General features: G+C 56.1%; 24 protein-coding genes. 9 read left to right on the forward strand and 15 right to left on the reverse strand.

Going from position 1 to position 25,748, the window contains the following annotated elements:
• Nucleotide 1: 1 nt before the first annotated feature.
• The 7 genes from KSF73_05630 to KSF73_05660 all read right to left on the reverse strand — a co-directional run bounded on the left by KSF73_05630 (nt 2) and on the right by KSF73_05660 (nt 5,363).
• Complete coding sequence (locus KSF73_05630) at nt 2–754, reverse strand: hypothetical protein (protein MBV1775191.1); 753 nt, start codon at nt 752–754, stop codon at nt 2–4.
• Nucleotides 735–1,400 (reverse strand): energy-coupling factor ABC transporter permease, encoded by a 666-nt coding sequence (locus KSF73_05635; protein ID MBV1775192.1) that lies wholly within the window; start codon nt 1,398–1,400, stop codon nt 735–737. The genes KSF73_05630 and KSF73_05635 overlap by 20 nt, the downstream gene beginning before the upstream one ends.
• A gap of 83 nt (nt 1,401–1,483) precedes the next feature.
• Nucleotides 1,484–2,092: an alpha/beta fold hydrolase gene (locus KSF73_05640; GenBank protein ID MBV1775193.1), complete on the reverse strand. Its 609-nt coding sequence runs from the start codon at nt 2,090–2,092 to the stop codon at nt 1,484–1,486.
• A 29-nt stretch (nt 2,093–2,121) separates the two neighbouring features.
• On the reverse strand, nt 2,122–2,442 hold the full coding sequence (locus KSF73_05645) for a (2Fe-2S) ferredoxin domain-containing protein (protein MBV1775194.1): 321 nt from the start codon (nt 2,440–2,442) through the stop codon (nt 2,122–2,124).
• 8 nt (nt 2,443–2,450) lie between these two features.
• Complete coding sequence (locus tag KSF73_05650; GenBank protein MBV1775195.1) at nt 2,451–3,545, reverse strand: hypothetical protein; 1,095 nt, start codon at nt 3,543–3,545, stop codon at nt 2,451–2,453.
• Nucleotides 3,546–3,673: 128 nt separating this feature from the next.
• Complete coding sequence (locus KSF73_05655; protein ID MBV1775196.1) at nt 3,674–4,087, reverse strand: hypothetical protein; 414 nt, start codon at nt 4,085–4,087, stop codon at nt 3,674–3,676.
• Between the two features lie 13 nt (nt 4,088–4,100).
• Nucleotides 4,101–5,363 carry a porin gene (locus KSF73_05660; GenBank protein ID MBV1775197.1) on the reverse strand — a complete coding sequence of 421 codons (1,263 nt, stop codon included), beginning with the start codon at nt 5,361–5,363 and terminating at the stop codon, nt 4,101–4,103.
• A gap of 254 nt (nt 5,364–5,617) precedes the next feature.
• On the opposite strand from KSF73_05660, the gene KSF73_05665 reads away from it, so the two are divergent.
• On the forward strand, nt 5,618–6,022 hold the full coding sequence (locus KSF73_05665; GenBank protein ID MBV1775198.1) for a DUF2721 domain-containing protein: 405 nt from the start codon (nt 5,618–5,620) through the stop codon (nt 6,020–6,022).
• A 17-nt stretch (nt 6,023–6,039) separates the two neighbouring features.
• Here KSF73_05665 and KSF73_05670 read toward each other — a convergent pair whose 3' ends face one another.
• From KSF73_05670 to KSF73_05680, 3 genes are all read right to left on the reverse strand, one after another.
• Nucleotides 6,040–7,092, reverse strand: coding sequence for a hypothetical protein (locus KSF73_05670; GenBank protein ID MBV1775199.1), 1,053 nt, complete (start codon nt 7,090–7,092; stop codon nt 6,040–6,042).
• Between the two features lie 117 nt (nt 7,093–7,209).
• Nucleotides 7,210–7,413, reverse strand: a complete 204-nt coding sequence (locus KSF73_05675) for a cold-shock protein (GenBank protein ID MBV1775200.1) — start codon at nt 7,411–7,413, stop codon at nt 7,210–7,212.
• 246 nt (nt 7,414–7,659) lie between these two features.
• Nucleotides 7,660–8,214, reverse strand: coding sequence for a cupin domain-containing protein (locus tag KSF73_05680; GenBank protein ID MBV1775201.1), 555 nt, complete (start codon nt 8,212–8,214; stop codon nt 7,660–7,662).
• A gap of 351 nt (nt 8,215–8,565) precedes the next feature.
• Here KSF73_05680 and ald point away from each other — a divergent pair, with 351 nt between their 5' ends.
• The 4 genes from ald (at nt 8,566) to KSF73_05700 (ending at nt 14,356) form a co-directional block, all read left to right on the forward strand.
• A complete protein-coding gene (ald, locus tag KSF73_05685) occupies nt 8,566–9,678 on the forward strand; it encodes an alanine dehydrogenase (GenBank protein ID MBV1775202.1) in 1,113 nt (370 codons plus the stop codon).
• 139 nt (nt 9,679–9,817) lie between these two features.
• Nucleotides 9,818–10,567 (forward strand): gamma-glutamyl-gamma-aminobutyrate hydrolase family protein, encoded by a 750-nt coding sequence (locus KSF73_05690; GenBank protein ID MBV1775203.1) that lies wholly within the window; start codon nt 9,818–9,820, stop codon nt 10,565–10,567.
• A gap of 54 nt (nt 10,568–10,621) precedes the next feature.
• Nucleotides 10,622–12,040, forward strand: a complete 1,419-nt coding sequence (locus KSF73_05695) for an aspartate aminotransferase family protein (GenBank protein ID MBV1775204.1) — start codon at nt 10,622–10,624, stop codon at nt 12,038–12,040.
• A 447-nt stretch (nt 12,041–12,487) separates the two neighbouring features.
• The gene (locus tag KSF73_05700) at nt 12,488–14,356 is read left to right on the forward strand and encodes a diguanylate cyclase (protein MBV1775205.1); all 1,869 of its coding nucleotides are present in this window, start codon (nt 12,488–12,490) and stop codon (nt 14,354–14,356) included.
• A 34-nt stretch (nt 14,357–14,390) separates the two neighbouring features.
• On the opposite strand, the gene thrC is transcribed toward KSF73_05700, so the two are convergent.
• From thrC to KSF73_05715, 3 genes are all read right to left on the reverse strand, one after another.
• Nucleotides 14,391–15,809: a threonine synthase gene (gene thrC, locus KSF73_05705; protein MBV1775206.1), complete on the reverse strand. Its 1,419-nt coding sequence runs from the start codon at nt 15,807–15,809 to the stop codon at nt 14,391–14,393.
• Between the two features lie 9 nt (nt 15,810–15,818).
• The gene (locus KSF73_05710; GenBank protein MBV1775207.1) at nt 15,819–17,132 is read right to left on the reverse strand and encodes a homoserine dehydrogenase; all 1,314 of its coding nucleotides are present in this window, start codon (nt 17,130–17,132) and stop codon (nt 15,819–15,821) included.
• A gap of 216 nt (nt 17,133–17,348) precedes the next feature.
• A complete protein-coding gene (locus tag KSF73_05715) occupies nt 17,349–18,575 on the reverse strand; it encodes a pyridoxal phosphate-dependent aminotransferase (GenBank protein ID MBV1775208.1) in 1,227 nt (408 codons plus the stop codon).
• 174 nt (nt 18,576–18,749) lie between these two features.
• Here KSF73_05715 and KSF73_05720 point away from each other — a divergent pair, with 174 nt between their 5' ends.
• From KSF73_05720 to nadC, 4 genes are all read left to right on the forward strand, one after another.
• Nucleotides 18,750–19,118, forward strand: a complete 369-nt coding sequence (locus KSF73_05720; GenBank protein MBV1775209.1) for an Mth938-like domain-containing protein — start codon at nt 18,750–18,752, stop codon at nt 19,116–19,118.
• An 86-nt stretch (nt 19,119–19,204) separates the two neighbouring features.
• Nucleotides 19,205–20,239: a phosphate ABC transporter substrate-binding protein PstS gene (gene pstS, locus KSF73_05725; protein MBV1775210.1), complete on the forward strand. Its 1,035-nt coding sequence runs from the start codon at nt 19,205–19,207 to the stop codon at nt 20,237–20,239.
• A 195-nt stretch (nt 20,240–20,434) separates the two neighbouring features.
• Nucleotides 20,435–21,463, forward strand: coding sequence for a phosphate ABC transporter substrate-binding protein PstS (pstS, locus tag KSF73_05730; protein ID MBV1775211.1), 1,029 nt, complete (start codon nt 20,435–20,437; stop codon nt 21,461–21,463).
• 63 nt (nt 21,464–21,526) lie between these two features.
• Entirely contained in the window at nt 21,527–22,375 is an 849-nt protein-coding gene (gene nadC, locus KSF73_05735) for a carboxylating nicotinate-nucleotide diphosphorylase (GenBank protein ID MBV1775212.1), read from the forward strand.
• Here nadC and KSF73_05740 read toward each other — a convergent pair.
• A complete protein-coding gene (locus KSF73_05740) occupies nt 22,372–23,439 on the reverse strand; it encodes a tetratricopeptide repeat protein (protein MBV1775213.1) in 1,068 nt (355 codons plus the stop codon). The genes nadC and KSF73_05740 overlap by 4 nt on opposite strands.
• A gap of 72 nt (nt 23,440–23,511) precedes the next feature.
• Nucleotides 23,512–25,698 carry a bifunctional (p)ppGpp synthetase/guanosine-3',5'-bis(diphosphate) 3'-pyrophosphohydrolase gene (locus tag KSF73_05745; GenBank protein MBV1775214.1) on the reverse strand — a complete coding sequence of 729 codons (2,187 nt, stop codon included), beginning with the start codon at nt 25,696–25,698 and terminating at the stop codon, nt 23,512–23,514.
• Between the last annotated feature and the right edge of the window lie 50 nt (nt 25,699–25,748).

Below are 25,748 nucleotides of genomic sequence, written 5' to 3' on the forward strand. Positions count from 1 at the left end.
TTTATTTGCACAAGATCGGCTCACCTACCTCATTCAGACAAATCGATGCCAGCTTCTCCTTCACAAACATTTTAAAAGGAGAGGTGGCAAGATAACCCGCTGTACCATAGCCATCTGGTGCAACCACATTTGTTACGCCAAAGTGCGACATGACCTCCACGGGTACGATCCACGCATCGGAGAGTCCGGGCTTGAGATAGCCAAGTCTGGAAAGCTTTTCATCTACCTTGAACTCGGCAAAAAAGCGACTTTCTGTTTCGCGCTGCTGCTTGATTTTATCAATAAACTGAGTCAGACGAGCTACTTCCTGATCATTTCCAGACGCCTGTGCGTCCTTAAGCTGACTGTTTTTCGTGGCTACCCACTCATCCACTTCAGGATCATTCAAATTGCCATGCCAGACCAGTAGCGCCTTGGGCTGAATGTACTTGGTATGGCCCGCCGGGAAGAGGTAATTGGCACAGGCGGACATACAGAACCCAGAAACCATCACATCCAGATGCCGGGACTGAATCCAGCGCGCCAGCCGGACGGCCGCAGTAATATCGCCACCACTAGAGTTGATGCGCAGTACTTTTAAATCCGGGATGGCTTCAAATCGTTGAATGGCCTGATCAACAGATACATCTGTTATCGCTACATCAAAAGATGCATCCGGTTTAATCGGGATAGCTGGCGTGTTCTCCCCAAAAGTGCAAGCACAGATCATCCACGCGAATAATCCAAATACGAAATTAATGCTCTTGCGATCCATGCTGCAAATACACTCCATCATCAAACGTCCTGACCCACTGCGGAAAATAAATCACCAGTACCGCCATCACAATCCCGGTGGTAAAGGCCTCAGACCAGCCAAACAGCAGGTAATAGGGCAGGGCTTCTTCGGATAGATAGGTGGCGGAATACACGCCCGCTGCCCATAAGGTCAACATATGGCCAAGCGCCGCTAGCCAGAATCCGGCTGCAGCACCAAAAAAGCCATTGGCAAAGAAATAGCTGAAATAATGCGTGGGGAGATAGCGCTGGCTGAGCCTCAGACAGGCCCATGCCCAGCCGAGCGCGGGCAGCATCGCGCAGAAGTTGATGCCAATCGCCGCAAAATCGCCATGCTGGTTCGCCGCATTAGCACATAGAATCAGCGCCAGACCAATCACCGCGCGGGGCAGGCCGGCAATGAGTACGAGCGCCGACATCCCCAGCAGATGAAAACTCAGCCCCGGCTTGATGCCGGTAGACAGCTGCCAGATCACGCTGATGAGTGCAGCGGCGCCAAAGCTCGAACCCAAATGACGTTCATCACGCCATGCCGCGTGCTTGGACGCCCAAGCCAATATCACTGCCATCCCGGCAAAACCGGCAATCAGGAGCGAGGAATCGAGCTGGTCGGCGCGGATGTTCATCGGTGTCTTTCAATAAACCACCCCCTCCGCCCCCGCCGCTGCGGGGGAACTGCACTATGGCGCAGCGGATTGTCTGACGGGGGTTAGCTGAGTATGGTCACCATCTGCCGGTTCACAATATCGGCCAGCAGATTGAGCTTGCCATGGAAGAAGTGGCCGACGCCGGGGACAACCGTAATCGGCAGCGACTGCGGGCGGGCCCAGTCGAACACCGAGGACAGATCGACGACTTCATCTTCTTCGCCATGCACCACAATCGTATCCGCAGGCACAGCAGGCAGGTTAAAGCGGCTGCATGCCGGGCCGATCAGCACCATGGGCAGCATATTGGCATCGCCCGTGCGTTCGCGTAGTTGCGATTGCACAAAGGTGCCGAAGGAGAAGCCCGACAGCAGTACCGGCAGGTCGCCATGCTGGGCACGTGCATGCGCCAGCACAGCGGCCATATCGTCCACTTCGGCATGGCCGTGATCGTGGGTGCCGTCGCTCTTGCCTACGCCGCGCAGATTGGGGCAATAGACCACAAAGCCGCGCCGCGAAAAGGTCTTGGCCAGCGTGTGCACGATCTTGTTGGTGTTGGTGCCGCCCTGCGTGGGATTGGGGTGTGCCACCAGCGCGATGCCGATAGGCGTATCGCCTTCGGCGTGTTCCAGCATCAAGGTATCGAGCTGACCAACCGGCCCCTGAATCATCAGCGGAATGAATTGAGGTGCACGCATGATCAGATCTTCAGGCGGTCGACGATACGGCCGTTGATCAGGTGTTCCTGAATGATTTCTTCCACGTCCTGTTCGTCCACGTACTGATACCAGATGCCTTCCGGATAGACCACCATCACCGGGCCCTGATCGCAGCGGTCGAGGCAGCCTGCCTTGTTGCTGCGGATTTTGCCCTTGCCATCCAGACCCAGCTCGCGCAGGCGCTTTTTGGCGTAGGCGTGCACAGCGGACGCGCCCATGGCATTGCAGCAGGATTCGCCTTCCAGACGCTGGTTGGTGCAGATGAACACGTGATGCTTGAAGTAGGCTTCGCTCTGGCTCATGTTGTCTCTCAGTGACGGGTTTCGCTGGTCTGGTCGAGTTCAACCGGCAGCGGGAAATAGGGCAGGGATTGCTTCACGGATGGCAGCACATCCGCCAGCACGCGCACTTGTTCGATGCGGCATTCCTGCAGCACGTCCAGCAGCGCATGCTGAATGGTATCGATGCGGTCGGTGGGTTGCAGCGGCCAGACAAAGCCTTCCCACTGCTCGCCGTTTTTCTCGGCGCCAATGGTCACGCGGATTTCATTGCCTTCGTGCGCAGACAGCACGGCCACTGGCGTTTCGCCATCGGTACGCAGCTTGCGCAGAATGCTGCTGGCAAATACTTCAAAGCGGATGCGCTTCTGAGCATCGATGCCATCAAACAGCGCGCTGATCCACGCTTGCGGTGCGCGTGGCAGCGGGAACAAGGTCAGCGCCGGATGGGCCAGTTGTTCGCCAATCAGCTTGCTGATGGCCATCGCCCAGGCGCCCATTGGCGCATTGAGCTGCACCACGGGTGTCTGCTCGGCAGGCTGCAAGGCCACGCCCACCAGATAGCGCAGCGCCACGCCATCCACATCAAACTTCACTGGCGCACCGGCAAAATCGTGCGGTAGACCGCCGGACGCGTATTGCAGGGCATCGCGCCAGTTCAGCAGCTGCGCAGGAGTGATGCTTTCCAGCTGCGCCTGATCCACCAGCTTGGCGGACAACCAGATATCCGCATCTTTCGCGAAGATGCCCTGTTCGGTCAGACTGTGCTTGATGGCATCGATATCGGGTAGCTGGCCCGGAATGACATGGCCCTGACGTACGCCCACCACCATCACCAGCGGAATGGCAAAGATCACCGCATGCGCACCAGCAGTAGTGCTGCATACACGTGCAATGCGCTCCTGCAGGCAGCGCGACACCGCCAGCGAAGGCGCAGCGGCCAGTACCTCGCCAACCGTCTGCGCGCCCGCCTTGAGCGAGTCGCTCAGCGCGGCATCCAGCGCAGCTTCGTGGCGCACCATGGCGCCGGGGGCGTTGTCGGTCAGCAGATCGATGGCAAGTTGATGAATGGCCGTGGTTTCAGCTGAAAACACGCGCGGATCGGGCAAATGCATCTCGGTGGTCATGAGGCGTGCCAAAGGCAAATGGAAATGAGGCGGACATTATACGGCAAGGTCGGCTGACATTGATTAAATCCGCAGACGCAAAAATGCCCGCCGGTGGGCGGGCATCGGTTGGTAGCGTTCAGGCCAGATCAGGGATACACAACCTTGACTGAACTATCCACGGCGGACTTTTCGATATAGCCCAGTGCATTAGGACTGCCGGAAACGGCTTTCTTCACGTCTGATGAAGCAGGTAATTCCTTGGGGGGCGTGCCCTTGCCGGTGAACACCATTTTCGACCAGTACGCCTTCATCTGCGCAGCACTCTTGTTGGTCAGCCCTTTGTAGAAATCGTCGCGAAGATTGTTGCCGTCGCTCAGATCATACAAAGTCACCGCACCCACGCCCGGCAGTTCCGGAATCTTGCCCAGATACACGTTGCTGGCCTGATCCTCGGACAGCTTGCCTAGCGGACTTTTTGCCCCGGTCACCAGTACCCAGTCACCTGCCAATGCAGATGCGGAGAGTGCTGCAGCAGCCATCATTGCAACATATTGTTTCATCGGCCTCTCCCTCTCAGAATACAAAGTTTACGGCAAGTGTCGTCACGCCAATGCTGCGGCCGTAATAAGACAGCGGCTGTGCAAGACCTTTTGTCCGCAGCGCCTGCCCACTTGTTGGGCCATTTGCATCATCCTGAGGCGTGAAACGATCGTATTGCGCCTTGAGCGAAACTGACTTGGTCAAGTCGTACCTAACACCTACGGCGATGGCCTTCTGCTTTGAACCAGGTCCGACCAAGTTATTCGCATTGAGCGGGCCAAGTGCACTGTATTGTGAGAGCGGGTTTAGGTTGAAATCTAGCTCAGAACTCTTGGTTGCGGATAGGGTGACATAGGGCATCCATGATCCAATATGCCATCCGCCTGTCAAATACCAACCAGTTGCATTTGCCAACTGTGAGGAAGTGCGGCGCCAGATATATTCACCCTCCGCCAGCAAGTCTCCGTTGTCATAGATGAAGCCTAGTCCGGTTAGGTCAAACGGCTTGTGATCACGATCAAGTTGATTCGCTATATCGGCATATCCTGGATAAACCTGATTGAAGGTTGCGCCGTCCGGAGCGACAGGCGTATTTATTAGATCACGGAAATCCGTCATGATGGTGCCATTCGGATTGATAATCGTGTGCACGCCGTTCATGTATCCTAAGCGAACGGACAGGGACTCATATTCGAAGGTCATGTTCACACCGGCCATGCGGTTGAAGCGAATTAGAGTGCCCCCCGGAAACGCCAAGTCATAGCGGCCGTAGTATGGCTGCACCGCAAAGGTCGTTGGGCCGAATGAACCGCGATAGACTGCATCGATGCCGTCAATATTATTGATGGTGGCCATATTGTAGACATTGGTCGGTGGACGTACCCATGGATTGGCAAAGTCTACATTGCGGAAGTCAGATACCATGAAGGCTGGCACAATAAAGCGGCCTGCGCGGACAGTCAGTGCGGGCATGGGTTGCCAGGCCAGGTAGGCCCAGTCCAGTGCGGGCTGGAAGTTATTGTGCGAATTTTCATGGGAAAGCAATTGAACAACGGCTTTCCATTGCGGATTAAACGTGTAGTTGGCCTGAACCCCTAGTAAGGAGTCGTTGCGAATGTCCCATGAAGAGTCCGCGCGATTGGCCTGATTGTTCATGCGCATGAAAGACGTATCTTCGGCATTGGTTTTGGTGAAAGCAAAAGTGCCAAAGCCGGAAATACTGAGTTTGGATGGTTCTCCGGCTGCCTCGTCAGCCCAGACCTGGCCAAGCCCGGTAAGGCTGAGGGCGGCAAGCACGGCAAGTCGCAGTTTCAGCATGGAGCGTTCCTCTTTGTTACGGTTATCGACTGACTGGATGCGCGCCTGAAAAATTGCACGACTGTTTCAGTGCACAGCTGTCACCCGTTCACTATAGGAACGGACTCGCTGATATGCCGTAACCGCTCGTCGATTAATGTATCCTTATGGAAGACGGGTTTGCTGGTATGACAGCCCCTTGCACCTGCCACGATGTCCATCGCCGCCAGTGAAAAAAGGATGCAATATTGGAAATGAATATAGGCGTGCCGGCGTTGCTATTTCCGGCCATTTCGCTGCTTTTGCTGGCGTTCACCAATCGGTTTTTGGCCTTGTCGTCAATCATCCGCACGCTTCATGACGACTATCTCGCTACTCAGGATCCCAAAATCGCGAGGCAGATTGCTAATTTGCGTAGGCGAGTCCTGCTCATTCGAGCCATGCAGGCAGCTGGCGCGGGTAGCATGTTCATGTGCGTGGTCAGCATGTTTTTTGTCTTTATGGGCTGGCAATACCTGGCACATGGGGCATTTGGCGTCAGCCTGGCGTTTATGATGGGATCGCTGGCGATTTCATTGCGGGAAATTCACCTGTCCAGCGATGCGCTGAATATTCTGCTGGCGGATGTCGAGGATGCATTGCGGCAGCACGAAGACTAACCCCGGGGCCTCTCCCGCTAGCGGCGTTTGATTTCACCCGCCAGTGGTTTGCTAGGGAGATGGGGGGACTTGTCTTTGCTGGGGGCGGTACTGGATGGCGCAGGCCTGTCACCGGGCGGGGCAACAATCCGCACTTCTTTGCTGTAGTTGTAAGCGGTGCGCGGATCGCAATTTTTGAGCATCAGCGGCCCGGCACCCGATCTACCGATTTCCAGCATGATTTCATTGAGGATGGGGCTATCACGCCTCAGACGCAATGCAGCGGCCATGGCAGGCCAGAAGATTTGCGGGTCAAGGGTGTCCCGCGCTTTTTTGAATGCATCCAGGTCCATCATCCAGGTCAGGGCGGCCAATCGTGTAAAGAGTGAGAAGCGTTCCGGTGACTCGGCGGCTTGGGGAGCCATATTGGCGGGTGAGGTATTGAGCGTAGCCGAAGCTGCAATCATGCGATTCAGTGCTGCTTCCGTAATGCCCTCTATGGTTTTGTCCTGCGGCAACTGTGCGGGATCGATGCGATCCCAGTTTGCCGGTGTCGCCAGTCCGTTTTCCAGATCTGTTCGAGTGCGTTCGCTATCGATGGCGTCCAGATGCTCAATGATCTGCTTCAGACCATCTTCGTTGAAGACATTCAGCACGGCCATGCCCGCGCGGATGGTTTCATCATCCAGACGTCGCCAGTCGAGTGCCCCCCATTCGGGTGAATAGGCGCTGAAATTAATTTTCTGTTTGATTCGCGCAATCGTGCCGCGAGCCTCGAATGCAGTGAAATGATCGAGATGCAGCGATACAAAATACGATAGTGCGTTTTGGTAGGTCTCGGGTAGCAGCTCTTCAGGCAAGCCAAACTGCTTGAGCACCATGTCCAGCCAGGCAATCACTTCCGTGCTGCTACGATGGACGCGCTTATCCATCAACGCCTTGAACAAGCGCTGTCGTTGTTCTCGCCCTTCGCCATTGGCGGTTTGCCAGGCGCGCGCAAGCGACTGCTCGGCTTCGTGCTCGTGGGCTGTATTCCACAAGCGCAAAATGCGGTCGCTCAGCTGGGCATAAAAGGCTTCGTGATCGCTCATACGCACTAGTTATAGTGCAGAAGCAGATGCTGATGTTGTAAAAGGGATGGATGGTGCAGGCAATAAAAAACCCGACCAAATGGCCGGGTTCTGCGAAGTCAGTGCGACGTCAGCACATTACAGCGGCTTGATGTTGGAAGCCTGCTTGCCCTTCGGGCCTTGTGTCACGTCGAAGCTGACCTTTTGGCGCTCCTGGAGGCTCTTGAAGCCGTTAGACTGGATTTGGGAGAAGTGTGCGAACAGGTCTTCGCCACCTTCATCGGGAGTGATGAAACCAAAGCCCTTGGCGTCGTTGAACCACTTGACGGTACCAGTTGCCATTTTTTGCTATTCCTGAATAAAAAATTAATTAATGCTCCCGCATGCAACATGCACATGGGATGCGCGGGTCGTCGGCAAAGCCTCAGACAATCCGCAAGCGCTTTTTACGTGGAAGCGATGCTGGGCGCAAGTGAATTTTTGACAGGTTTCCTGACTGTGGCGCTCGCTGCAACAGTCAGATGCTTGTCATATGCATTTCACATTGATCATTTTTGAAGTCGATATTTTTCTCAGGTAATCGATAAATTAAAAGCTCGATAAAGAGTTGGCGCTAATAATTTCAGCCTCGTCATCGCCCATATTTTTGAAGCGATGCGGACTGGTCGAGTCAAAATAGTAGCCATCTCCGGGTTTCAGGACGCGCTTCTGTGCCCCGACCGTCAGTTCGATCTCGCCTCTGACCACGATGCCGCATTCCTGACCGTCATGCTTCAGCATGTCTGCGCCGGTATCCGCATGGGGCTCGTACACCTCACGCAACATGGTGATGTGCCGCCCGTTTAATCCATGTCCAAGCAGCATGAAGGCAATGCCCTCGCCACCGATGTCTGGCATGTCCTCCGCCGTGAAGAATGGCGACGGTGCGTGCGCATTTTCAGCATCGAAGGTGAAAAAGTCGGCCAGTGTCATGGGAATTCCGTCCAGTACCTTCTTTAATGAAGAGACTGAGGGGCTGACGCGATTCTGCTCGATCAGTGAGATGGTACTGTTGGTGACACCGGCGCGTTTAGCCAGTTCACGCTGGGACAAACCGGCTTTTTCGCGGATGAGCTTGAGCCGGGTGCTCACTTCAAGCGTCATGATGGGGTTCCTGAAAACATGCTTCTGAAAGGGGAATTGGCGGCGAAATCACACCGTCTGTCAAGTCTTTCGGTCGGAGTGTATAAAATTCTGAACACATAGGTTGCGTAGTCGGACGGGTGGCGACTAGAATCTTTGGCGGATTACCGGAAAAATGTACAAGAAAACACCGGCTCCAAATGAGGAATTGTGCGCTTAATCGCAGTGACACATCAAATGTGTTTGAAATGTTTGACAACGCTCAAGCACAACTGCGAAGTTTGCGCTCACCCTCTCGGGGCTATCCACCGGTAAACCCGAGGATGGTTTTTGGCGTGGCACAACTGCGCCTTTACTTCTGGAGACAAGAACATGCTGATCGGTGTACCCAAGGAAATCAAAAATCACGAATACCGCGTGGGTCTGACCCCCGCAGGTGTCAAAGAACTGAAGTCGCATGGCCACGATGTGGTGGTGCAAGCCAATGCAGGTACCGCCATCGGCTTTCCGGATGATCAATATGTCGCTGCTGGCGCCCGTATCGCCGCGACTGCCGCAGAAATTTTTGCGGCTGCCGACATGATCATCAAGGTGAAAGAGCCGCAGCCGGTTGAATGCGCGATGCTGCGTCCCGGTCAGATTCTCTACACCTATCTGCACCTCGCACCCGATCCAGAGCAAACCGCTGCGCTGGTGAAATCCGGCTCGGTGGCGATTGCCTACGAAACCGTGACCGATCCGCGTGGCGGCCTGCCTTTGCTGGCGCCGATGTCGGAAGTGGCTGGCCGGATGTCCATTCAGGCCGCTGCGCGCGCACTGGAAAAGTCACAGGGCGGCTCAGGCGTATTGCTGGGTGGCGTGCCGGGTGTTGCTCCGGGCAAGGTGACCGTGATTGGTGGCGGAGTAGTGGGTACACATGCTGCGCGCATGGCCGCCGGTCTGGGGGCGGATGTGACGATTCTTGATCGCTCGCTGCCGCGCCTGAAAGAAATTGACGAAACCTTTGGTGGCCGCATCAAGACGCTGTACTCCACCCGCGATGCCATCGAAACCGAACTGCGTCAGGCGGATGCAGTGATCGGTGCCGTACTGATTCCGGGGGCTGCAGCGCCCAAGCTGGTGACCCGTGACATGCTCAAGCTGATGAAGCCGGGCTCGGTGCTGGTGGACGTGGCGATTGATCAGGGTGGCTGCTTCGAAACCTCCAAGGCAACGACCCATCAGGAACCGACCTATGTAGTGGATGGCATTACCCACTACTGCGTGGCCAATATGCCGGGCGGCGTGGCACGTACTTCCACCATTGCCCTGACCAATGCCACGCTGGTCCATGCGCTGGCGATTGCCAATAAGGGCTGGAAGCAGGCACTGAAGGACGACGTGCATCTGCGCAATGGTCTGAATGTGTGCGAAGGCAAGGTGACCTATGAAGCAGTCGCCCGTGACCTTGGCTACACCTACACACCCGCAGAAGCCGTCCTGTAAGACACACACAGCAGCACATATACAATCCATGTAAATGGAGTGGGCCATCCGCCATAAATCAATCCGCCATATAAGGCAATGAGGGTGGCCCTCAGGATCAAACAGACCGCGCCTTTGTGCGCATGTGTTCAGGTGAAGCATGAAACGCAAACCCGTGGTGGCGCTTGTCGCCGACCGCAAGCAGATTGGATTGCATCCCTACCATCTGGTTGGGGAAAAATACATTGATGCCGTGGTAGCCGGAGCAGGTTGTCACGCGATTCTGCTGCCTGCCTTTGGCGATCGGCAGGATATGGAGGATACGCTGGAGAGCGTGGACGGCTTTCTACTGACCGGTAGCCCGTCCATGGTCGACCCCGCCTTGTATCAAGGTCCAGCGCTGCCGGAAGGCCAGTATCTCGATCAGCATCGCGATGCCACTACCATGCCGCTGATTCGCGAGGCCGTGAAGCGCGGGATTCCGCTCTTTGGCATCTGCCGCGGCTTTCAGGAAATGAATGTCGTCTACGGTGGCAGCCTGCACATGAAGGTGCATGAACTGCCGGGCATGCTGGATCATCGCGAGCCGGCAGATCAGCCGCTGGAGGTGCAGTACGGTCCCGCGCACGCCGTGAATTTTCCGGAAGATGGCCTGATCCGGAGGCTGACCGGGCAGGCAAGCGCCATGGTCAATACCGTACACAATCAGGGCGTGAATCGTCTGGGCGACGGCTTGAAGATTGAAGCGACCGCACCGGATGGTCTGGTAGAAGCCTTTAGCGTGCGTGATGCCGCCGGATTCACGCTGGCCACGCAATGGCACCCCGAATGGCAACACGGCAGCAATCCGCTGTCGACCGCGCTATTCCGAGCCTTTGGTGAGGCCTGCCGCGCCTACCAGTTACGATAAAAACATCGAACATCAACACAACGCATTGCAGTACCGAACACTTGGGAGAAAGACATGTCGTCCATTTTTGATAAGCGCCCGGCCGTCGTGGCCGAAGCTGGCGTGACGCAAACCGCGCGAACCACCCGCGAATGGCAAGCGCTGGACGCTGCCCACCACCTGCACCCGTTTTCTGACCAGAAGCAGCTGGCAGAGATTGGCGCACGTGTGATTACCCATGCCGAAGGCGTGCATCTGCATGACTCAGAAGGCAACAAGATCATCGATGGCATGGCTGGTCTGTGGTGTGTGAATGTGGGTTACGCCAACAAAACGCTGGCAGAAGTCGCACATCGCCAGATGCTGGAGCTGCCGTACTACAACACCTTCTTCAAGACCACGCATCCGCCGATTATCGAGCTGTCGCAGCTGCTGTCAGAAGTGACGCCGGCCGGGTTTGAGCATTTCTTCTACTGCAACTCCGGCTCCGAAGGTAACGATACCGTGCTGCGTATCGTCGCCAAGTTCTGGGAGGCCAAGGGCCAGCCCGCCAAGAAGTTCGTGATCTCCCGCAAGAACGGCTACCACGGTTCGACCATTGCCGGTGCGTCGCTGGGCGGCATGGGCTATATGCACGAGCAGATGCCGTCGCGCGTCGAACATATCGTGCATATCAATCAGCCTTACTGGTATGCCGAAGGGGGCGATCTGACGCCGGAACAATTCGGTCTGGCGCGCGCGCAGGAGCTGGAAGCCAAGATTCTGGAACTGGGCGCTGAAAATGTTGCCGCCTTTATTGGCGAGCCGTTCCAGGGCGCGGGCGGTGTGATTTTCCCGCCGGAAAACTACTGGCCGGAAATCCAGCGCATCTGCCGCAAGTACGACATCCTGCTGTGCGCCGACGAAGTGATCGGCGGCTTTGGCCGCACGGGCGAGTGGTTTGCGCACCAGCACTTCGGTTTCGAGCCAGATCTGCTGACCATGGCCAAGGGTCTGACTTCGGGCTATGTGCCGATGGGCGCTGTGGGTCTGCACAAGCGCGTGGCCGATGTGCTGATCGCGGGTGGTGATTTTAATCACGGCCTCACTTACTCCGGTCATCCGGTTGCCGCAGCGGTGGCCATTGCCAATATCCGCATGCTGCGCGATGGCATTATCGAACAGGTGAAAACCGACACTGGTGTGTACTTCCAGAAATCGCTACGCGAAGCGCTGGGAAGCATGGCGATTGTGGGCGAGATTCAAGGTGCAGGTCTGGTGGCGGGCATTCAGCTCACCAGCGACAAAAGTACCCGTGCACGATTCGATGATCCATGGGGAACGGGCAATATCTGTCGCGATTTCTGTTTCAAGCACAACCTCATCATGCGTGCCACTGCAGACCGCATGCTGCTGAGCCCGCCGCTGGTGATCAAGCGCAACGAAATTGACGAGCTGGTGGAAAAGGCTGCGCATTGTATTGGCTTGACAGCCCAGAAGCTGGGAACAGTCTAGTCAACTGACGATTCAGGCAGCCTGAGGCACACAACCATCCCGACGAGGCGGTTGTGTGCTTTTTTTTGCATGTTGATTTTCGAAGGTGTTACCAATGCATAAATAGGCGCAAGCTTCTATATCCGTCGAGCTTTAGATTTGGCGTGAAAATTGCGGCAAGGAGCCATTTGACTCTCAAATATTCTCGCTCTGAATTAGTTTTATATTGATGCATATGAGTTAGGGTGTGACTTGGTGCTGAGTGTTCTTTCAATAGAAATGAATTGGATAATTGAGTCTGCACGTGTTGAAAGTGCGAAGCTGGAGGTCGAATGAACATGCTCATTTTTCACAATCCGTTTGTCCAATAGTGCAACGGATGGCTCGTCCAGCGGGGATTTTCTAGTCACCTCACACTGAACGGGACTATAGTACAGGCATCTTTCCGTCTGGTTCGGAGCGTTGGCCGTGCACAAACTGTTGTTGAGTGTGAGCCTGAGTTGTGTTGTGCTGCTGACAGGGGTCACCAATGCCGCCACGCCCGATTGGCTGGCAATTGAAGCTGGGGAGCTTCAGGATCGATCCGCGAATCATCGTCAGGTGGAAGCCTTGCTCGTTGAGTTCGAGCGTGCGGGAGACACTGCCAACACGGTACGTGCCATGCGCCACTTGCTGCTGGCGGAACAAAATTACGAGTTGAAGTCCAAACTCAAATCCAGACTGCCAGTTGCAGAGGCGTTGTATGCCAAAACGCAGGTGCCTGCACTTGGCGCGGTCATGTATATGGTCGAAGGTCAACAACTTGAAGAAGCGGGCAAGCTTGACCGAGTGGAAGCACTATTACGCCAGGCGCATAGCCTCGCGGTGACATCAGGGGATCCAACGCTTATTGCCATCAGCAGAGGGGAGCTGGCTGTCTGGCATATGTCAGAAGGTGCGCAACCCGAGCAGTCAATTGAAGATATTGAGGATTTAGAGCGATTATTGCCGCAAATCCATGGCAAGAAGGGGCGGGTCGATGCCCTGCGCTTGCTTGCTTATTATCGGCTTCAGCAAAACAATTTCGATGCACATCAGGTACTCTGGAAGCAGGTGCAAAGCACGCTTGATCCAGAAAAAGATCATTTCGGCATGGCGCTGGCAACCATGCAGCTTGCAAAAAACATGATGAGTCGAGGGAAGTTTCAGGAGGCCTCCCCGCTATTTGATAAAGCACTTCATGGATTTAAAGCATTGAACGACCTGCTAGCCTCAGCCTATACCACGCAATTATGGGCGGCTAGTCAACTTGAGCTTAAACAATTTGCGGAAGCTGAGCAGCTTGCTCAGGCCTCTGCACAGCTGTTCCAGCAAACCGGCGATCATGAATTTAATGCGCATAGCTCGATGTTATTGCAAGCGCGAGCACTGGTTAATTTGAAGCGAAATGACGAAGCAGCACGCCTGCTGGAGACTGTACGTGAAGTCGGTTTAAAAAATCCCCAGCCTTCGCAGGCCGCTCAGATTAATCAGCAGGCGTCCAAGTTATACGAGTCAATGGGACGCTGGGAGGATGCTTACAGGTCACTGATTACCTTCATGGAAACGGTCGACAAGCAGGTGGCGCAATCGGACAAAATTGGGGTGCAATTGCGTGAGGCCAACGTGCGGGTCCGCCAGCAGCAGGACGCACTGCGCCAGGCATTCAAGGAGCAGGAACATAGTAAGCGCACCATTATGATCCTCGGCCTGTTGCTGTCAGCTGCGGTGATCGGTTCTCTGATGGTCATTCTGGTATTGCAGGTGAGGGCTCGCCGTAATTATGCCGATCTGGCTTTGCGGGATGAGCTGACAGGGGCGCCGAATCGACGGTCTATCATGGCGCGCGCCCGCAAGCAGTTGCTGGAGTCACAGCAGAGCGGGGAGCCTCTGTGCCTTGCCATTCTGGATCTCGATCACTTCAAGGCCATCAACGATACCTTCGGGCATGAAATGGGCGATCTGGCGCTCGTCCGTTTCTATGAAACGGTTTCAGGGTGCCTGCGCGCCAGTGATGCCATCGGCCGGATTGGCGGTGAGGAATGGCTACTGGTGCTGGCCAAAACCGATCCGCTGCAATGTCGTGCGCTCTTTACCCGCATGAGAGAGCACGTTAGCGCCATTCGCCTGCCTGCACCCGCCGATAAGGTGAAAATCAGTTTCAGTATGGGTGTTACACCTGTTTCGAATGAGGACAGACAGGTAGATATGGTATTGCGCCGGGCAGATGATGCGCTGTATCAGGCCAAAGACGGCGGCCGGGATCGTGTTGAAGTCAATGATCCTGTTGAGCCGGGAGAGGTGTTGCAGCCGGACTGAGCGCACTCAGCCCGACTTATTGCATCTACATCGATCAGACCGCTTGCAGCAAAGCTGCTACGCGCGCTTTTACCAAGTTCGCATCATTTCCCAGAACGTCTGCATGCTGCGGCAGGCTTTCTAGCTGTGCCAGCGCTGCCGGACGAGCAGGCGCTTCGCCTAATGCTTCAATAATTGTCGATTCAAACTTGGCGGGCAGGGCGGTTTCCAGCGTCACCACCGGTACGCCTTCACGACGTTGCTCCAGTGCGACCTTGATACCATCTGCGGTATGCGGATCGAGCACCACGTTCCAGCTTGATTTGGCGGCACGAATGGTGTTCAGTCGATCGGCATGGCTGCTGTGGCCTGAGCGGAAGCCATACTCGTCGCGCATCTGCGTGAATAGCGAGGTACCCGAGAGATCAAATCCGCCGTCCTGATCCACCTGTTTCCATAGGGCCGCCAGCTTGTCCGCGTCGCGCCCGACCAGATCGAACACAAAGCGCTCCAGATTCGAGGCCTTGGAAATATCCATCGACGGGCTGGAAGTCACATGCGTCTGGCTGCTCTTGCGCACACGATAGACGCCGGTGCGGAAGAATTCGTCCAGTACGTCGTTTTCATTGGTAGCGACCACCAGACGACCAATCGGCAGACCCATCTGGCGGGCGATATGGCCTGCGCAGATATTGCCAAAGTTGCCCGACGGCACCACAAAGTCCACTTCCTCGCCAATCGTTTTGGCAACCGACAGATAACCCCGGAAGTAGTAAACGATCTGCGCCACCACGCGACCCCAGTTAATGGAGTTGACGGCGCCGATCTTGTGGCGTGCTTTGAAGTCGGCATCGTTATTGATAGCCTTGACGATGTCCTGGCAATCGTCAAACGTGCCTTCAATCGCGAAATTGTGGATATTCGGCTCATTGAGGCTGAACATCTGTGCACGCTGGAAGGGGCTCATGCGGCCGTGCGGGCTCATCATGAACACATTCACGCGATGCTTGCCGCGCATGGCGTACTCAGCCGCCGAGCCAGTGTCGCCGGATGTCGCACCTACGATGTTGATCGATTCGTTGCGCTGTTCGAGTACGTACTCGAACAGTTCGCCCAGCAGCTGCATCGCCATGTCCTTGAAGGCCAGTGTCGGGCCATTGGACAAATGCTGCAGGAAAAAGCCGGGCTCCAGCTCGGTCACTGGCGTGATCGCGGCATCGCCAAAGCGCTCGGCGGTGTAGGCTGTATCAATCAGGCGCTTCAGGTCGGCTGCCGGAATATCGGTGGCGAACAGCGAAATGATGTTGAAGGCCAGTTCCGGATAGCTCAGTGATTGCCACGCGGCCAGTGTTGCCGCGTCAATCTTCGGATAATGATCGGCCATCACCAGACCGCCGTCCGGTGCGAGACCACCCAGCAGGATGTCGCTAAAGTCGAGTGGGGCCATGCCGCCACGGGTGCTGATGTATTTCATGGCTCTGCCTTAATCGAGATTTTCCAGTCGCAGCTTCGTCACCGAGCCCGAAATCGTGGACAGTGTTTCGATCAGCTGGATGGCGGTATCGACATTGCGCTCGCAGGCTTCGTGCGTGAGCATGATGATGTCGACGGTCTGTTCGCCGGGTGCCGGTTCCTTCTGCATCATCGCGTCGATGGAGATGCTCAGATCGGCCAGAATGCGGGTGATGTCGGCCATCACGCCCGGACGATCATGCGCACGCAGACGCAGGTAGTAGCTGGTTTCCACTTCTTCGATCGGCAGGATCGGGGTATTCACCAGACGATCAGCCTGGAAGGCGAGGTAAGGCACGCGCTCTTCCGGTGCGGCGGTCATCATGCGGGCGATATCGATCAGGTCGGCCACCACGGACGAGGCAGTCGGCTCGGAACCCGCGCCTCGACCGGAGTACAGTGTCTGGCCGACAGCATCGCCGTTCACCAGCACGGCATTCATTACGCCTTCTACATTGGCGATGATCTTCTTGGCCGGCACCAGTGTCGGGTGTACGCGCAGCTCGATACCTTCCGGACGACGCTTGGTGATACCCAGCAGCTTGATGCGGTAGCCCAGCTGCTCGGCGTAGGCGATGTCCTCGCGGGTCAGGCGGGAAATACCTTCCAGATAGGCCTTGTCGAACTGCATCGGAATCCCGAAGGCAATCGCGGCCAAAATGGTCAGCTTGTGGGCGGCGTCATGGCCTTCGATGTCGAAGGTCGGGTCTGCTTCGGCATAGCCCAGCGCCTGCGCTTCCTTCAGCACTTCATCGAAAGCCTTACCCTTTTCACGCATCTCGGTAAGGATAAAGTTCGATGTGCCATTGATGATGCCGGCAATCCACTCGATGCGATTGGCGGTCAGGCCTTCGCGCACTGCCTTGATAATCGGAATCCCACCGGCCACGGCGGCTTCAAACGCCACCATCACACCCTTTTCCTGGGCGCGGGCAAAAATCTCGTTACCGTGTACTGCCAGCAGTGCCTTATTGGCGGTGACCACATGCTTGCCGTTTTCAATGGCGCGCAGCACCAGTGTTCGGGCATCGGTGGTGCCACCAATCAGTTCAACCACCACGTCAATGGCCGGATCATCCACCACGGCCAGCGTGTCGGAGTCGATATGCAAACCTTCGGGCGCAACAGAGCGGGCACGCTCGACATTGCGTACAGCGGCGCGTTTGACTTCAATATCGCGGCCGGCGCGGCGGGAGATTTCTTCAGCATTGCGTGCCAGCACTTTGGCGACGCCGGAACCAACGGTTCCAAAGCCCAGGAGTCCGATCTGGACAGCGGATTTCATGTATGTCTGCCTCTCAAATTTTTGAATACGTGCAGAATGGCCGTCCCATCGGGTGGCAATGTTCGGTTCATTCTGTTCGCCCGGACCGGATCGCGTCGATGGCGAAGGTGCGCGAGGGGAAAAGGGTAGTGTACCCGCTCACGCACGATGGATGTAGGTATGTGCTTATGCCGGAACTGCGCTTTCACCCATCAGGGCGTAAAAGTCAGTTTGCAATTAAACGCTATGGCGCTTTCTGTAACTGTTCAGGAAACGTTCCATGCGGTCAAGTGCGTCGTTCAGTTCTTCCAAATGCGGCAGGAATACGACGCGCAAATGATCTGGCGTGGGCCAGTTAAAGCCTGTGCCTTGCACCACCAGTACCTTTTCCGCTTCCAGCATCTCCAGAATAAACTGCTGGTCGTCGGCAATCGGGTAGACCTTGGGATCAAGGCGCGGGAAGGTATACAGCGCCCCTTGCGGTTTCACGCAGCTGACGCCGGGAATCGCATTCAGGCGTTCCCAGGCCAGATCGCGCTGGCGGGTGAGTCGGCCATTCGGCGCAATCAATTCATTAATGCTCTGATAGCCGCCTAGCGCGGTCTGAATCGCATTCTGCGCAGGCACGTTGGCACACAGGCGCATCGACGCCACGATATTCAGGCCGTCGATATAGTCACGGGCGTGGGCCTTGTCGCCGGACAGAATCATCCAGCCAGCGCGATAGCCGCAAGCACGGTAGTTTTTGGACAAGCCGCCAAAGGTCACGCAGAACACATCATCAGCCAGCGAGGCGATGGAGGTGTGCGTGACGCCGTCGTACAGCGTCTTGTCGTAGATTTCATCGGCGAACACGATCAGCTGATGCTGGCGGGCAATCTCCAGCAGCGCTTTCAGCATGTCGTCCGGATAGAGCGCACCAGTAGGATTATTCGGATTGATGATCACCAGTGCGCGGGTGTTTTCGGTGATCTTGCTGCGGATATCGTCCAGATCCGGCAACCAGCCATTGCTTTCGTCGCACATATAGTGACGCGGCGTGCCGCCGGAGAGTGATACGGCGGCGGTCCACAGCGGATAGTCCGGCGCAGGCACCAGGACTTCGTCGCCATTGTTCAGCAGCGCGTTCATGGTCATCAGAATCAGCTCGGATACACCATTCCCGATAAAGATGTCTTCCAGCGTCACGCCATTGATGCCCTTGCGCTGTGCTTCGTGCATCACCGCCTTGCGTGCAGAGAACAGGCCCTTGGAGTCGACATAGCCCGCTGCATTGGGCAGGTTATGGATCACGTCCTGCACGATCTCTTCCGGCGCATCAAAGCCGAATACAGCCAGATTGCCGATATTGAGTTTGACGATGCGCTGACCTTCATCCTCCATCTGCTTCGCTCGCGCCAGCGCCGGTCCGCGAATTTCGTAACAAACGTGGTCGAGCTTTCTGGATTTGAGGATGGGGCGCATGCGAACAATCTTCATGAGTCGGTTGGGGGAGCGTTTGATTGTCATGCATCTTTCGCTGCACTGCAATATGAGTGGAACGATTGCTCGGGTATATGCAGATGTCAAAAATGTTGCAGACAGCACAAGCAAGTCCTGATAAAATGCAAATCCTTTCTAATCAGTACCTTAGTCTCAATGAAGCTCCACGCCAATCAAGTCTCCGCCCTGAATGTGTTTACCGGATATGCCACAGATTCTGTGACGATCAATCTTGTGAAGCACTCGGGTAGTCTGATTGTGATGCCGCAGAGCATCGAAACATGGCGCCCGGCTACTTTTGCCGATTTGCAGGCAGATGATTTCGCAGCGCTGCTGGCGTATCAGCCTGAGATGGTATTGCTAGGTACGGGGAGCCGCCTGCAGTTTCCCCATCCACGCCTGACCGCTCCATTGCTGGAAGCAGGAATCGGTGTGGATGCAATGGATATTTCGGCCATGTGCCGCACATTCAATGTGTTGGTGGGCGAAGATCGCCGGGTACTGGCAGCCGTACTGTTCGACTAATTACCCCTATTTTTTCAGTCTCTCATTCCCGGTGTGGGTCGGGCGTGCGGGGCTTTGTTTTTTCTAAATTGTCTGAAGTGAATCAAATGGTGAGAGCAGGATTACGTATTGCGCTGTGTTTTCTGATGAGTGCGGCACATGCTGCGCCGGTTTTGCGTGGCGCAGGTTCGACCTTTGCCGAGCCCTTGTATCATCGCTGGGGAAGCAGCTTTCAGGGGGATGGTGGTAGCGTCGGGATTGAATACAGTGGCGTGGGCTCGGGCGAGGGGATCCGTCGTGCCGAAGCGCATACAGTGGAGTTTGGTGCATCCGACGAGCCATTGTCGCAAACACAACTGGACGCCAAGGGCATGCGCCAGTTTCCGATTGCCATGGGTGCCATTGTGCCCGCAGTCAATCTGCAAGGGATTGGTGACGGACAATTGAAGCTCAATGCGACGATTTTGGCCAAGATTTATCTGGGACAGATCAAGCGCTGGCGCGATCCTGCCATTCTGGCGCTCAATGGTGATCTGGCAAACCGTATGCCTGATCTGCCCATTATGCCCATTCGCCGTAGCGAATCATCAGGTTCGACCTTCGTGTTTACTTATTATCTGACTGCGAATAGCGAAGCCTGGAAAGCGGGGCCGGGAACGGCCAAGCAGCTGTCAAGCCTGCCAGGTGCGGCAATCGAGGGCAGCAAGGGAGTCGTTGAAGCCACCAAGCGTACGCCGGGCGCCATTGCCTATGTCGATTTTGGACGTGCGCGTCAGGCAGGCTTGAGTGTGGCGCAGTTGCCCAATCGTTTCGGTGATTTCATGAAGGCATCGGACGAGTCGATACGTGCTGCAGCCAAATTTGCCGCCGAAAAAAGCGTATATGGGCGCACTCAGGATTTTTACATGATTCTGACCAATAGCGACACCTATGATGGCTGGCCGATGGCAACCGCAACCTTTGTGCTGCTGCCTGCCAAGCGTACGGAGAATGTGGTGCATGCGCTGGAATTCCTGAACTGGTCGTTCAAAAATGGCGACGGGGCGGCAAAGGATCTGGGTTATGTGCCATTGCCGGATTTGCTGAAGGTTGGCGTTCGCAAGGCATGGAGCCAGACATACGGATACAAGATGCTACGCTGATTTGCAAGCTAAGTAGCGCGGGCCTCGAGGGTGCTTCCTGCATGGGATGCACCCTTTTTCTTTTCCTCATGTGGCCAATCGGGAGATTACATATAAACGTAACGTCCTGTTGAGGCCGAGTCCTGTAGGATGCAATGCTCATATCAAGAATATATTTCATGGGTATTAAATATGAAAAAAATGAGAGTGCGCCTCATGAAACGACTGGCATTGAGTGTATTAAGCCTGATTTGTCTATGTGTAGAGTCTGCAAGTATATTGCGCGGAGCGGGATCGACATTTGCGGGGCCATTGTATGCAAAGTGGTCAGACGGATTTCGGGCTGAAACGAACAATTCGATCGAATTTGGCGCTGTCGGGTCAGGAGAGGGTGTCCGGCGAATGGAGGCAGGCAGCGTGGATTTTGGTGCTTCAGACGAACCGCTGACACCCGCTGAGCTGGAGGAAAAAGGCCTGCGGCAATATCCGGTTGCGATGGGCGGGATTGTGCCCGTCGTGAATTTACCCGGAATAGGGAGTGGCAAACTTAAGCTGAATGCAGATGTGCTGGGAAAAATCTACTTGGGGCACATTCAAAGATGGCGTGATCCTGCGATCCTGTCTATTAATCCAGAGTTGGCCGCTATCATGCCCGATCTGCCCATCACACCCGTTAGACGAAATGAGTCTTCAGGGTCGACCTTTGTCTTTTCATATTATCTCAATGCGTTGAGCCCGGAGTGGCGGGCAGGGCCGGGTGCGGGGAAGCAGCTCCGGGGTGTTGCAGGGGTGGCGGCGGATGGCCCGAAAGGGGTTGTCGGGCTACTCAAGTCGAAAGCAGGCGCAATTGCATATATTGATTTTTTGCGCGCTCAACAAGCGTCCTTGTCCATGGCGCAGCTACCGGGACATTTTGGCTATTACATGAGCCCGAGTCCGGATAGTATCCGCGCGGCAGCACGGTTTGTAGCCGAGAAAAGTGTATTTGGCAGAAATCAGGATTTTTATATGATCCTGACCAATAGCGGAACATACGATGGCTGGCCAATGGCGATGGCTACATTTGTTGTATTGCCTGCCAAGCGATCAGACAGCGTCATGCGCACGCTGGAATTCCTAAGTTGGTCGTTTAAACATGGTGATGGCGCTGCGAACGAGTTGGGATATGTGCCTTTGCCTGACTTGCTGAAGGTGGGCGTGCGCAGAGCATGGAGCCACACCTATGGATTTAAGATGGCTAGCTGAATGTTGGGCAGCACAACCGCGTAAGCGGTAAAATACGGCGCTGTCACTCAGAGGAATAGACCCATGCACGCCTTGCCACCTCATCATCTGATTGCCCGTCATGTCGCCGATGCACTCGCCGAAGATATCGGTCGTGCCGACTGGACCGCGCGTCTGATTGCGCCAGAACGCCAGGGCAGGGCTCGCGTGATCTCGCGTGAAGCGGCGGTGGTGTGCGGGACTGCATGGTTTAATGAGTGCTGCCGACAGGTGGATCCGGCCATCGTGGTGAGCTGGCAGGTGCAGGATGGGGCGCGAGTGGCGGCAGATCAGCTGCTGTGCGAATTGTCCGGTCCGGCTCATGCCCTGTTGACCGCAGAACGCAGCGCACTGAATTTCCTGCAGTTGCTGTCGGCAACGGCCACCGAAACGGCACGTTATGTCGATGCCATTACCGGCACCCATGCACGGATTCTCGATACCCGCAAAACCATTCCGGGCTTCCGTCTGGCACAGAAGTACGCTGTGCGCGTAGGCGGCGGCGACAACCAGCGTATCGGCTTGTACGATGGCATCCTTATCAAGGAAAACCATCTGATCGCAGGCGGTGGCATTGCAACCACCCTGAAAGCTGCGCAGGCGCTGGCACCGCAGGATGTCACCATCCAGATCGAAGTGGAATCGCTGGAAGAATTGAAGCAGGCGCTGGAGGCGGGTGCTGTCTCTGTATTGCTCGACAATATGTCACTTGATCAGATGCGCGAAGCGGTGGCGATCACTGCCGGTCGCGCCTTGCTGGAGGCTTCCGGCGGCGTGGATCTGAGTACGGTGCGTGCCATCGCCGAAACCGGCGTGGATCGCATTTCCATTGGCAAGCTGACCAAGGACGTGACCGCGCTCGATCTGTCGATGCGGTTTATGTTTGCGGATTAGGCCGTCGCCACAGACTCAAGCTTCCTGCTGACATCCAGTGCTGCCTGAAGTGAACGATAAGCTGTCCCGGCGCAATTCTGGATGTCCTGCACATGCAGCTCGTGCGCCCGCATGAGCCAGTCCCATGTGGCAGCCGCATCATTCATATCGCGATATAAAGCGGCCAGATCCTGCATGCCGGCCACGGCCGCTTTCATATTGTGCACTTCCAGCGCCACTTCGATGGCCAGCTCCATCAGGCTGATGGCCTCGGTCGCATCGAGCCGTTCGATGGCAATACGCGCATGACAGTTGATGATGATGGGCGATGCCCAACACGGTTGCATCTGCTTTCCCTGATACAGGCGGTCGGCTTCCGCTAGTGTTTCCAGCGCAGAATCAGTATCCAGCGCCTGCAATTGCAGGTCGGACAATCTCCCGAGTGCATGCAGCAGCAAGGGCCAGTGCGAGCTGGCACGGGATAGCTGGATAGCCTGCCTGAAACAGCGTTCCGCAGCTTCACTCTGATCCTTGCGATCCTGCCATGTTTCCCCCATGGCAATCAGCGTGCGGCTGCAGCCAATGGCATCGTGCAGTATCTCAAACCGCTTGAGTGCTTCACGGTAGTAGGCAATGGCCTCATCAAATGCGCGCTGTTGCGCTTCAATCATGCCCAGATGTAGATGACACTGCGCTTCGATGGCCTGCTGCTGGATGGGATAGTCAAGAATGAGCACTTCGTTCAGGCGCTGCATGGCGGCCGCACGGGACCCGGCCAGAAACTCGGCCATCAGGTGTTCGCATTGGAGCGAGGCGGCGTAGTCCAGGCCATGCCCCTTGGCCAGCAACTCCAGTGCAGGAAAGGTCCAGGTCAGTGCTTCCTGATAGCGAGTGGCGCTATTGTAGGCACGTCCGAGCAAGCCCCGGATACGGACGATTTCCGCGTGCCAGTTGGCTTGCTCGCTCTGGCGGAGAAGCTCTTTCAGTGGTCGTGCAATCGTTTCCGGTTCAACATAGGGGCCGCACAACTGGCGCTCGAACATCAAAATGCGGTGGGACAGGGCGATGCGGTCGGGTGAGAGCATCGTCGGCTCCGGCGGTGACAGACAGCTTTCAGATTAGCAGCTGAATGGCGTTCCGCCGGACTACCGGAGGGCTTACCGACGAGCGACAGAGGTCACGCCATGCACAGCCGAAATCTGTGCGCATACGTGGCGCAAAGCATTGGCGTCGCGGATTTCCAGCGTAAAGCGCATGCGGGCGGTCTGGTCGCGGCTGGCGGTGTTTACGCCGGTTACATTGATTTTGTTGCGCGCCAGAATATCGGAAATATCGCGCAGCAAACTCGGACGATCATTGGCCATGACTTCGATATCGGCGGCAAAGATGTGACCAAGCTGCTTGCCCCATTGCGCGGTAATCAGGCGTTCGGGCGAGGCAGCCGACAGCCGCATCAAGGTCGGACAATCGTCGCGGTGAATGCTGATCCCGCGCCCTTTGGTCACGAACCCGACCACAGGATCAGGCGGCACCGGCTTGCAGCATTTGGCCAGCAGTGTCAGCAGCTTGTCCACACCCTCAATCAGAATCCCTTCGCCATGATGATCGGCTTTGGAGTCGCGGATGATTTCATCCGGCACCAGAGGCACTTCCGGCTCGGGTGGCTGCAGCGCAAGCTGGATGTCGCGACTGGTGATTTCGTTCTGGCCGATGGCGGCGTAGAGGTCTTCGACTCGTTTGTAGCCTAGTCGCGAGGCAACGTCTTCCTGATTGGGATGCAGGCCGGAGCGACTGACTTCGCGCTCGAAAATGGTCTTGCCGGTTTCAATGGCAACATCGAGATTCTGTTGACGAATCCAGTGGCGAACCTTGGTGGCCGCACGATGGCTCTTGATATAGCCCTGATGCAGCCAGTCGATACTGGGCCCGCCTTCCTTGGCGGCCATGATTTCTACGCGCTGACCATTTTCCAGCGGCGTGGACAGCGGCACGATATGGCCATTTACCTTGGCCCCCCGGCAGCGATGTCCCAGATCGGAGTGTACATGGTAGGCGAAATCAACAGGGGTCGACCCGCGCGGCAGCGAAATGACCCGACCTTGCGGCGTCAGCACATAGATCGAATCATCAAACAGTTCGGATTTGAAGGCTTCGGCGACGGTGGCCTGAGTCGAGACTTCCTCGCGCCAGTCCAGTAATTGCCGTAGCCATGCGATTTTTTCTTCGTAGCGCGAATCGCCTTCGCCGCCTTCCTTGTAGCGCCAGTGCGCCGCCACACCATACTCGGCATGCTCGTGCATCTCGAAGGTGCGGATCTGCACTTCCAGTGCCTTGTCTTCCGGGCCGACCACCACGGTATGCAGCGATCGATAGAAGTTGCCTTTGGGATGGCTGATATAGTCATCAAACTCGCCCGGCACCGGCTGCCAGATGTGGTGCACCACGCCCAGCGCGGTGTAGCACTCGGGCATGGTATTCACCAGAATCCGCACAGCGCGGATGTCATACAGCTCGGTGAAGTCGAGCTTTTTCTTCTGCATCTTTTTCCAGATGCTGTAGATATGCTTGGGGCGACCCATGAGGTCGGCCTTCACACCGGCAGCATCCAGCGACGCACGCAGCTTCTCGATGGCGTCGGTAATGAAGGATTCGCGATCTGTACGGCGCTCGTCGAGCAATTTGGCGATGCGCTTGTAGGTGGCAGGCTCAAGGCTGCGGAAACCAAGGTCTTCCAGTTCCCACTTGATCTGCCACACACCCAGACGATTGGCCAGCGGCGCGAATACTTCCAATGTTTCATGCGCAATCATGCGGCGCACAGGCTCGTCGCAATGCGGCAGGTAGTGCATGGTCTGGGTGCGCCACGCCAGCTTGATTAGCACCACGCGAATGTCTTCGACCATTGCCAGCAGCATCTTGCGCAGGACTTCGACCTGACCTTCGGCATTGTTCGCTGCCTGCGTCACACGGGTGAGCGCCTGAATCTTGCGAACCCTGCTCACACCCTCGACCAGGTGCGCCACGGATTCACCAAAGCGAGTGCGAATCTGCTCGACGCCATCATCGGCAAAATCGGGAATGCAAAAGAGCAGGGTAGCAATGACGGTATCGGCATTCAGACGCAGATCGGCGACGATGGCGGCTGATGCCACCGCATGCGGAAAAGCAGGCTCGTCGGTGTGATCCAGTGTCTTGCCTGCGTAGGCCGCTTTCACCCATTCAAGTGCATCGGCCACGCGCCGGATGTCGTCCGGTGAAAAGTAGTCGGACAAACGGCCCAGCCAACCGCTCGGGTCGTGGGCTTCGGCAACAGACAGGGCAAGGGGACGAGTAGGCGCAACCATGACCTTATTATGACACGAACACTGGCTGTGGTTGACCAGTACAGTTGATC

The sequence above is a fragment of the Burkholderiaceae bacterium DAT-1 genome, assembly GCA_019084025.1.
Taxonomy (GTDB): domain Bacteria; phylum Pseudomonadota; class Gammaproteobacteria; order Burkholderiales; family Chitinimonadaceae; genus DAT-1.

Coding starts and splice junctions, on each gene's coding strand:
- KSF73_05690 (MBV1775203.1), top strand. CDS start 9,818: ATGAAACGCAAACCCGTGGTGGCGCTTGTCGCCGACCGCAAGCAGATT.
- KSF73_05675 (MBV1775200.1), bottom strand. CDS start 7,413: ATGGCAACTGGTACCGTCAAGTGGTTCAACGACGCCAAGGGCTTTGGT.
- KSF73_05645 (MBV1775194.1), bottom strand. CDS start 2,442: ATGAGCCAGAGCGAAGCCTACTTCAAGCATCACGTGTTCATCTGCACC.
- pstS (MBV1775210.1), top strand. CDS start 19,205: ATGGTGAGAGCAGGATTACGTATTGCGCTGTGTTTTCTGATGAGTGCG.
- KSF73_05710 (MBV1775207.1), bottom strand. CDS start 17,132: ATGAAATCCGCTGTCCAGATCGGACTCCTGGGCTTTGGAACCGTTGGT.
- KSF73_05650 (MBV1775195.1), bottom strand. CDS start 3,545: ATGACCACCGAGATGCATTTGCCCGATCCGCGCGTGTTTTCAGCTGAA.
- KSF73_05680 (MBV1775201.1), bottom strand. CDS start 8,214: ATGACGCTTGAAGTGAGCACCCGGCTCAAGCTCATCCGCGAAAAAGCC.
- nadC (MBV1775212.1), top strand. CDS start 21,527: ATGCACGCCTTGCCACCTCATCATCTGATTGCCCGTCATGTCGCCGAT.
- KSF73_05715 (MBV1775208.1), bottom strand. CDS start 18,575: ATGCGCCCCATCCTCAAATCCAGAAAGCTCGACCACGTTTGTTACGAA.
- KSF73_05740 (MBV1775213.1), bottom strand. CDS start 23,439: ATGCTCTCACCCGACCGCATCGCCCTGTCCCACCGCATTTTGATGTTC.
- KSF73_05635 (MBV1775192.1), bottom strand. CDS start 1,400: ATGAACATCCGCGCCGACCAGCTCGATTCCTCGCTCCTGATTGCCGGT.
- thrC (MBV1775206.1), bottom strand. CDS start 15,809: ATGAAATACATCAGCACCCGTGGCGGCATGGCCCCACTCGACTTTAGC.
- KSF73_05670 (MBV1775199.1), bottom strand. CDS start 7,092: ATGAGCGATCACGAAGCCTTTTATGCCCAGCTGAGCGACCGCATTTTG.
- KSF73_05665 (MBV1775198.1), top strand. CDS start 5,618: ATGAATATAGGCGTGCCGGCGTTGCTATTTCCGGCCATTTCGCTGCTT.
- KSF73_05655 (MBV1775196.1), bottom strand. CDS start 4,087: ATGAAACAATATGTTGCAATGATGGCTGCTGCAGCACTCTCCGCATCT.
- KSF73_05630 (MBV1775191.1), bottom strand. CDS start 754: ATGGATCGCAAGAGCATTAATTTCGTATTTGGATTATTCGCGTGGATG.
- KSF73_05745 (MBV1775214.1), bottom strand. CDS start 25,698: ATGGTTGCGCCTACTCGTCCCCTTGCCCTGTCTGTTGCCGAAGCCCAC.
- KSF73_05720 (MBV1775209.1), top strand. CDS start 18,750: ATGAAGCTCCACGCCAATCAAGTCTCCGCCCTGAATGTGTTTACCGGA.
- KSF73_05640 (MBV1775193.1), bottom strand. CDS start 2,092: ATGATTCAGGGGCCGGTTGGTCAGCTCGATACCTTGATGCTGGAACAC.
- KSF73_05695 (MBV1775204.1), top strand. CDS start 10,622: ATGTCGTCCATTTTTGATAAGCGCCCGGCCGTCGTGGCCGAAGCTGGC.
- ald (MBV1775202.1), top strand. CDS start 8,566: ATGCTGATCGGTGTACCCAAGGAAATCAAAAATCACGAATACCGCGTG.
- pstS (MBV1775211.1), top strand. CDS start 20,435: ATGAAACGACTGGCATTGAGTGTATTAAGCCTGATTTGTCTATGTGTA.